The 8,928-nt window shown below is 38.9% G+C and carries 5 protein-coding genes; 3 read left to right on the top strand and 2 right to left on the bottom strand.

The window, feature by feature from the left end; translation table 11 throughout:
- The first annotated feature begins 178 nt into the window (after window positions 1-178).
- From JL102_RS22435 to JL102_RS22425, 3 genes are all read left to right on the top strand, one after another.
- Window positions 179-424, top strand: coding sequence for a hypothetical protein (locus JL102_RS22435; protein WP_202246715.1), 246 nt, complete (start codon window positions 179-181; stop codon window positions 422-424).
- Between the two features lie 16 nt (window positions 425-440).
- Complete coding sequence (locus JL102_RS22430; RefSeq protein WP_202246714.1) at window positions 441-608, top strand: hypothetical protein; 168 nt, start codon at window positions 441-443, stop codon at window positions 606-608.
- Window positions 609-989: 381 nt separating this feature from the next.
- A complete protein-coding gene (locus tag JL102_RS22425) occupies window positions 990-1,253 on the top strand; it encodes a hypothetical protein (protein WP_202246713.1) in 264 nt (87 codons plus the stop codon).
- Between the two features lie 79 nt (window positions 1,254-1,332).
- Here JL102_RS22425 and JL102_RS22420 read toward each other — a convergent pair whose 3' ends face one another.
- Window positions 1,333-5,271 (bottom strand): DUF3859 domain-containing protein, encoded by a 3,939-nt coding sequence (locus tag JL102_RS22420; RefSeq protein ID WP_202246712.1) that lies wholly within the window; start codon window positions 5,269-5,271, stop codon window positions 1,333-1,335.
- Window positions 5,272-5,278: 7 nt separating this feature from the next.
- A complete protein-coding gene (locus JL102_RS22415; protein WP_202246711.1) occupies window positions 5,279-8,503 on the bottom strand; it encodes a hypothetical protein in 3,225 nt (1,074 codons plus the stop codon).
- Window positions 8,504-8,928 lie beyond the last annotated feature (425 nt).

The raw sequence follows: 8,928 nt of genomic DNA, 5'->3' as shown, positions 1-8,928 counted from the left end.
CTTTAGTAAATTTAATCAAAAACAGCTTAACTTAATGTCCAGTCAAAGATAGCAGGTCCAGATAGAATTTTCAGTTAACTCGCTCGCTCTATAATTCCTTGTTTAAAGGACTCCAATAATCTCCATTCAATGATCTAAGATGATAAATATTCGTTATTTGTAGTAAATGAATTAAACTATGAGTAAGACACAAATACAGAAGTTAGAATTATTAGAGTGGATGGCTTCATTACAGGATAAATCTGTAATTGCAGAGTTGGTCAAGTGGAAGGAGGAACACCAGCGTGCGACTTTAGAGCAATATAATGCCGAAATAGAAGAGGCGGATGCGCAGATAGAGGCGGGTGATTACTTGTCGCATCATGATGCCGTGAAAAAGATCGGCTCATGGAAAGAAAATAATATGGAACAAAAGGCCTGTTGACTTTTTACAAAAGGCTTTGAAAAGGATAAGTGTAGAATCTTACCAGATGGCTGAGCGTGTAGAAGATGGTATTTTGTCTGCCTTGCTCAAGGCCAAAGAAACCCTGAACGTTACCCAAAAGACAGGTTTAAGCAAGATAATAATGGCTCTTTTAGGGCTTTTGAAAGTTATAGTTATCGGGTAGCTTACAAGTTTACCGAGAAAGAAATTAGAGTTTTACGTATCAGGCATGTAAAACAAGAGCTTTGTCTTATTGATAATTCTTTTTAGAAATACTTCCAGTCTAACATTATTTTATGCCCTCTTCTTACCATTTAATGCGGATTTATTGATTCTGAATGAAAACATAGTACCGATCCTCCACCACGACTCAATGTGACTCAGTAGTAGTTTCGTCTTGCTGTAGCGCCATGAAGTGAAATAAGATAGAAAACATGCTTTCCTCGAGTTCTTAGTGGCAGTTCATGGCAGTGAAATGGTTCAGTTAACAAAAGACCTCAGAGATACTGTCTTAATCTACCCCTTGCCCATCTACCTCTAAAAAATTAGCTTAGCAATTTAACTATTGAATGATAAAAGAATGCTGGATAAATTTTTTATAGAGAAATTAACCAAGAAAGGGAAAATAGCCTATTGGCTTATTCAATTAGGTCTTGATGTGGTTTTTATACTTTCACTGATATTTATTTTTGGCTATGATTCAGATGATCTTTTTCGTGATCGTTATTATGTATTGATACTGGGAGTGCTGGTGGCCATGTTCATTTCGGGTGGCATTTGTTTGGCCTTTTGGAAGAAGGAGGAGGAGTCTGATAATGAGGAAGCGTAATCTAACCCATCATTGATAACAGAATTTTATAAAATTTAACAGGAGTTCCGAGCATTCAGAACTCCTGTTAAAATAATAATTAGGATACGCTAAAACTTTTTTCTGCGAGTATATTGCCATCAGTATCTAGTGCGGTGAATTGATATTCGCCAGGTATTAATTCCTCCTCTGTTTCAAAGAACCAGCCTAAGAAAATATTCGAATTGCTATAGCCATTCTGTTGCCAGCCCGATGTCTGGTATTTTATTTCTTTCGTTTCAGGGTCTATAGTCGGATGTTTTACCTTAACATCATGCACCAGTACTTTTGGAGCATTTTCGGGGTCAGTAGCTGTAAATCGGAATCCAAAGTACATGCCTACTTCCGCATTAATTTCCGTAGTTTGGTTAGTACATTCTGGCTCAGTGGCAGTTTTATTGGTAGAGCCAATTTCAGGATCAGTATTGCCTCCCATTACATACACGCCATAGTCTACTATGTGGAAGGCCGTATTAGTATCAGGCTTGAGCTTATATCTTTCTATAAGCATCTGCACATGATCCTTGAGTTTTAAGGATTCGCTGTTGGCAAGGCTCAGTATAAAAGCATGATAACCAGGTAGGTGAACTAATGACGAAAGTAGAGGTAACTGCGTGGCTATTTTCTCTTCTAATACATAAGACCTGATGTCAGTTCTTTTGGCCAGATTGTTAATGAACGAGATGTTATTTTCACTGACCAGTTTTTTGAAAATGGCCTTTCTATCAACGTTCATGCTCATTAGCATATCAAAATAGGCGCTATCCTGAATGCCCAAATCCATTTGCAGGTGCTTATATGAAATCATGCCGAGCATACGGAAGGTAGCCATCTGCAGTTGAAACTTGGTTTTAAGGATCAGCTCAGAAATAGTTATGTCGTAATAATTTTTCATCCCATTGAGGAACCAATAGTTATTGATACCATGCCTGATGAATTTTTCCGCCTGCTCCTGAGGTGTAAATCCCATTAAATAACCCAAGGCTTGCCTAAGCACATGTGCAGAAAAGTCTAAGTTTGAAAACTCAATCAGCTCCTCATAGTTAGCTTGTGGGCAAGAGGTGTCTATTATGATCAGTTTAGTACGCGCCTGGTGTACGTTTTCTGCATTAAAACCTTTTTGGATAAGCCATAATAAGTCTTTTCCATACACAGGAACGAGCTTATCACCCTGTTTTTGTAAAACAAGATGTCCCCATTCTTTTAGGTTGATTACCTGTTCAGCATGGTTTTCATCTGCCAGGTGTTCAGGCTTGCTTATCTCTATTTCGTTAAGGATTTGATGGACCAAATCTGGGTGTCCTCCCCATTTATCCCATTCTATATACTCAAAATAAATGCTCTCAGATTGAAGCCTGTTTTTAAAGTAAATAGCCGGGTGCTCTACCACAAATTCCTTTTTGAGCTGCCTGGAGATAAGGTCGGTCAGTAGGTTATCATAGTTTCTGGTAAAATCATCTTCAGGAAATGCTCTTGCTGCATCATTGAGCACTTTAAGCTGTGTGTCTCTGGGAAGAAGTTGTACTCCTTCATCAAGAGCTTTGCGTTGTTCTTGAATGGTGGAGGCTAGAAAGTGATTACTAGGGGCTGGTTTTTTCCTATCTACCCATTCGGTGAGCAAAAGTTTATAGTGATCATTTCTGTTAGGGTCAGCATCACCAGCATATTCATCTATTAAATAGCCCCAATAGCCAGCATCAGAAAGCCCTTGTGGCGTAAAGAGCTCGAGCATATTAAGCATATTGCCCGAATGATCGAGGCGATATTCATGCGTTTTATAAGCTTTAGATAACAAGTTAACAACCCTTACCGGGGCCAGATGAAAGGCTAGCTTTAATAATCTACCTAAGGCATCAGTACACGCTAACTCTTCATGTTGCGCTCCAATGTGGGCTGTATAAAGTAGCTTTTGCGTTTTATCAGAGAAGTTTCTCAGCCATTCTATATTTTTTTGTTTTCCCGAAATCTCATGATCGTCATATTTCAGGTGCTTCTTTATGGATTCAAAAGCCGCTTTTTCACTTGCCTTTAATGATAACTTTTTGCCATTTTGAATATAAACACCTGTTTTAATATAATCAGAAAAGGCGCTCATAACAGGGATAAGTGCTCGCGCTTCCTTTTTGTGACTTTCGGTGAGCGTGTTAGGCTTATCAGACTGTAGCATATCTATGATATACTGCTGAGGGAACTCAGTGTCATGATATAAGTCACTTATAATAGCATCTACTGTGTACTTATTGAGGTAATCAGCCGCTGCACTCACCATATTGGTGCTTTCTGTATTTTCAGATTCACGGTGTATGATATAGGCAGCTATTACTGATACTTCTTCAGTACCAAATTGCTGTGTAGAAGTATAGTTGTCATCATCATCTTCATTAAAGGGCGCAGGAGCTACGAACAGCGTTTCGGGCAATTTCTCATTGGCCTCTTTGCGGTTGTCTCTAATCAACTTATAGCATTCGTGCAGAAATTCTTGAGTAACTGTACTTTTACGGCTAACAAATGAGTTGAGCTTGGTTTCTAATTCAACTAGCCAATCTGTAGCATATCTGGTTTCGTATTCTTCTTTGCTGCAAATTTTCCGATCGAAAACAAGACAATCTTTAACTGTAGGAGGAAATGGCGCTTTGCCATTAAGGTGAAAAATGACCTCTATTAACCGAAGCAGAATAGCATGACATTCTTCTGCTTCAATGCCATTTTGAGAGCACCATTTTTTGTAACGCTTTATAAGTGGATTGAATAGAAAATCCAGATCAGTCCACATGCTGCTTAGAGAATAGCCTACTTCTTCAAAATCTTCTAAAATGTCAAAGCTAGCCTCTTCTGCGCGTTGAAAAATGTCTCTATGCTTAATGGCTTTTAAGATCGAAGGATCTGTGCCTTCTTCTATATAAGACCATAAAGAATCTCCATAAGCAAAACCTTTTTTAATGAAAGTTTCCCATTTTGTAAGTGGCTGTTCAGGTTTTGAAACTTCCTTCTTGCCTTGTCTGCCTGCTTGCGGAGGCTCTGACGTGGATACGATCGGTTTGCCTAGTCGTTCTTCTACATAAGCTTTGAGCTCCGCGATCTCTTCCTCGGCAGATTTATTTACCAGCTTTTGTGTTAGGTATTCATCTATGTCAAAATCATCATCCCAGGAGTCATAAGGATAATGGAGCATCATCATTTCCTGCACCATATGCTCTATGGGGTTGGTAATGACGTACCTGATATCATCAGTATGTTGTAAGAACGACTGATTTTGGAAGCGTTCAACTAACAAATCTTTAAAAAGCTGATAGTTGCTTTCTTTTTCTCTAAAGAAACTAATGAGATCGAAATGACTGCCAATGGCGTCTTCTGGAACTTGTCCATTATAAACATCATATCCTAGCATGTATGACCGAGCCATACTATTGTCACAATAACAGAATGCCTTGAGTGTATCTTCAGTAATACCTAATGGTCTGGCCCAGTTGTCTAGCTCAAATAGTGGCTCCACCATGTGCTCATCATCCCAGTAAGGGATAAGAAAGCCTGCCATAAGATAGCCGTATTTAGGATATAAAGTAGCTGTAAGTTTTAGTGGAGAAATTGCGAAGGGAGATTCTACGGTAATCCACATTTCAGCGGAGTCGTTAATGAGTCTTGAGAAATCAACGAATTTTTCGCAGGTTTTCTTTATGGCTTCTTCAAGCTCAGGGTGCATTAAGGCACAAGCAAAAAACAACGTTTCTGTAAGTGTATTCTTGGTTAGATCTTCTTTTTCTTCCTCTTCGCAAGGGTATATAGCCTCATCCAGAAACTTCATAATCAACGGATGATCTTTAAAAAAGCTTAAAGGTATGGCCTCCACTTCTGGTTTAAATACCACCACACAATAGTCTGAACTAAATGCCTTTTCTGATTCTACCAGCTCACCATAAGTGGTGAGCCCGTCTCTCATAGAAGTGACGTCATTGGGAGAATAATGAATGATGTATTTAGGAGTCTTTTCTTCAAAAGCCATTTATATATCAGTTATAGTGTTTTACCATGTCCCTTACTTTTCTGGAAGGGTCATTTTCAAAGTCTTTTAAAAGGGCTTTTTCACCCGCTTCAGCCAGTGTGGTAACCAATTGCATCCTGTGTTTTAGTCCTGTCTTGCCTAGGAATGGAGCTATTTTCCCTTCTTTGGCTAATGATATAATCACCTCATTATACTCGTCATTTGCTTCTTCTCTGAGGAGGAATGCAATCCAGTTTTCGAGATTAATGTCCAGCTCGCTCACCTTGTCTATGAGCATTTTTCTCATGCCAGCTTTGTATCCATCTATCTCATCACCGTATTGCTCAGGAGATAAAGAGAGCATTTCTTCCATGTCGAGTTCTTCTTCTCTTACTAGCTGGTGCGTATAAGCAGGGAATAGTTCATACTCCAGAATAGAATATCCATCGGCACTATGGTTTACTAATAAAGTGATCAGTCGGTCTTGCCTTTCTTTTTCAATCCACCAGATGAAGGATGCCACAGAATACTGGCTTATTCTTTCTGAAGGCTCTATTTGCCAATCTCTCTCATCAATTTTTTCCTCAAAGGCCTTTGCAACTATTGCATAATCCAGTTCACCATTCATGTATTGCATGATTTGGTTGGCAAGAGCTTCTGCATCTACAGCTTCTTCTTCTTTAGCATTAAACTCTACAAATATTTTTAAGGCGCGGAGCAAGTCATGATCCTGAGAAAAAGGGAAACGAGGATTGCGCAAGGCCAGGTCACGGTAATACCTGATTTTAGAGCTCTCATTTATATAAGAAAGGCCTTTGTCTAAAGCAATAGCCAGATTTTTACGGTAGGCGCCAATCATGCCTGGGTTTTCCTCATCTATTTCATCATATAAGTCTAGCCAGAAGAGGTATTTATCTACCACGCAAGGTTCTAATATAGAGTGAGTGCTTTGTGCCTGAGACATTTGGAAAGCAGCCACCTGTTCTCTTGGAACCTTTGCCTTTTCTAATTCATTAAATATGCGCTCCTCTTGAGTGCGATCTTCTATTCTGGTGGTAGAATAATCACTAGAATAGATTTTAGTAACGAGCCTGAGGACTCTTTGAGGAGCCAGTGCTACCATCAGTTTCCATATTCTGTCAGCCTGTATTCTTAATGGTGGCGGGAAAAATCTCATCCAATAGCAGCATAATAGTACATGCTGGTAAGCATCTTTATAGAAGAATAAAGCATAACTAGGTTGGTGTTCTGAGTACTTGTTCAGCGTAATGCTGCCTCTATAGCACTCTTCACGGTACAGGTACTTTTTTAATAAGTCAAGGATGGTGTCCTGGTTAGCCTTTGGCATCATAGGAGCGGTGAAGTAGTCCGCTATCAGTTCCCATTCTTCATCAGACATTGCCTTTTTGTCTATCTGTTTTTTTAGCTTTTTAAGTGCGCTTTCCCAGGGTCCTTTTCCTATCAGGGTTACCAGATTTTGAGAGTATTCATCAAAAACCATAGCCTCTCTGTCTTTATTGAGCAGATAGGCAGCTAGTGTTTGTGTGCTGAGTGAGTCAGATTTCCAGTTAGAGCAATCATACATTTCACGGCCACCTTTTTCTAAGGTGCGGTTCACCATTTTAAATGCGTCATGGTCTAGCTCTTCACTGGCGGGCGCAAAAGCGTCTTCAGAAAGCTTCCATACTTTTTTCTTAGGTGCTTTTTTACTATAACGCTTGTAAAAATCCTCTTCAGAAATGATATGGTAATCCTCTTCATCAGCTATGATATTTCGCATTTCACTGGATATCTCTTTTAAACCCATTAATCTGTAAAACACATCGAGAACGCGGAGGAACTTTTCGTTTTTGGCTAATTTGTCTGATTTTTCATTGCCAGCACCTGGAGTGACATTTATTTTTAATTTGAGTCCGTTGCTAGTGATCTGTTCGTCTTCATCATCATCTTCTTCCTGTATATCCAAATCGAATATAATGTTAGAGAGGATGTCATAAAGTTCTTCGTTGATTTGCTCAGGGCCGAAAGGAGGAAAAGCGGAATAGGTTATTTGATAATAGAAGTTGAGCGCGTGTTGCTCAGCTATGGCTACCATATTCGTCTTAGGGATTTGGCTAAGGATCTCTACATTATCGCCTTCTTCAATATAATCCCATATTGCTTCACCATTAGGTAAGGCTAAAATAAACTCTTTAAGATCTCTGGTGCCATCACCTCGGTATACATCTCTGTTATAAAAGTTTTCTCTATCTATATTTACCTGAGTGCGCTCATCATACTTCATTAAAGGGGCATTAATGGCCTTTTTGATCTCTAATTGCAGGTCCATCGCTTCGTTTTCCAGCGTGTCTGTAATGAAGTGCTGTTGTAAAATGGGGCTTTGATCTTCATCTTCACCATAATACTCGTTGTTGCGGTTGTGGTTGAAGAGAGAAATATATAGCCCAAGTACCGGATTTTCTTCTTCAATAACTGTATTTTCTGAGTAGCAAAGCATCGGTTGGGCTTCAAAGCGCTCTTTTATAGCTTGCTTAAACCAGGTGTATTCTTCAGGGTTTTCTTTTAAGAAATCTCCCAAAGCAGGATTGGGTTTTATGTCGGAATCCATGAAAACTTCATAAGGCTCAAGCATATGATGTCTGAAGTGGTCATTATCACACCATATGAAAGCTTTAATCAGGTCTCTGGTCCAGCCATATTTTTTTAATAAAGAGAATAAATAATCTTCATAACCGGTGGCATGCTCCAAATCCCAGTAAGGTATAAAGTATGACCCGAGCAGGTAAGCATATTCAGGATGCTGAACAGCTAGTAAAAATAAGGCTTCTGCGCCAAACACACGCATGTCATCTACCCATACCTCATCAGTGTCATTAACCCTGCGGATAGCGGCCACCATGGCTTCTGCTGTTTTTACTACGTCAGGCAGAATTTCTTCATGCTCTAGTGCTAAAGCAAAAAATATAGGTTCGGAGAGATAAATCTCTTTATTATCTTCAATGGGTTCTTCAGTATAGAAATCCTCGTTTCCATAAGATAGAGCCTCTTTTAAAACCTCTCTATTTTTAGGGTCACTGGTTTGCAGGCGTCTTTCTCCATCTTCGGTTTTAGCCTTAAATTCAACATCAAAAGTTGAGCTTCTAAAGGCCTGTTTAGTGTTAAGTATTTCCTGATATGTATTGAGAGCCTCCTGAATAGAGCTAGCAGAGCCTAGCTCAAAGGTGATGATTTTGCTTTTGTCAAATTGATTCATTTTTTACTGTTGCTGAGAGTAATGTACTCGGTTTTGTTAGTTTTTTAGAACTCATATTTATAGAATAATTATGCATACCCTGCCGCTGATAATGGGGGCGGATACTTCCTGTATTTATTCTGAAAAAGAGTGAAATGGTTTGCTGAAGTTATTCCCTAAAGGGGCTAGCTGATTTCTTATTTTGGTTTCATTTACAATAGTTTGAAGTTTTTAGCCTTTACTGTGTTATAGGTTGAGGGTCAAAGGTTTATTCTCCTTCTTTCTATTTAAATTACAATGCCTTTTCTTGAAAAAAAGTGAAAGGTTTATAAGTTAAAAAAATGCTTCTGCTGAAATCAGATATAGAAGCAAAGCAAAATTAATGACCAATCATTAATAGGCCAAGATTACGATTAATTTTAAATATGAAATGAGGTAAATAGTAG

It is taken from the genome of Fulvivirga sediminis (assembly GCF_016757215.1).
Classification (GTDB): Bacteria; Bacteroidota; Bacteroidia; order Cytophagales; family Cyclobacteriaceae; genus Fulvivirga; species Fulvivirga sediminis.
Note: the sequence above shows the minus strand (reverse complement) of the source record. Positions and strands in the feature narration are given on the sequence as shown.

Excerpts from the sequence above, each read along its gene's own strand:
- JL102_RS22415 (WP_202246711.1), bottom strand. The coding sequence starts at position 8,503 with ATGAATCAATTTGACAAAAGCAAAATCATCACCTTTGAGCTAGGCTCT.
- JL102_RS22420 (WP_202246712.1), bottom strand. The coding sequence starts at position 5,271 with ATGGCTTTTGAAGAAAAGACTCCTAAATACATCATTCATTATTCTCCC.
- JL102_RS22435 (WP_202246715.1), top strand. The coding sequence starts at position 179 with ATGAGTAAGACACAAATACAGAAGTTAGAATTATTAGAGTGGATGGCT.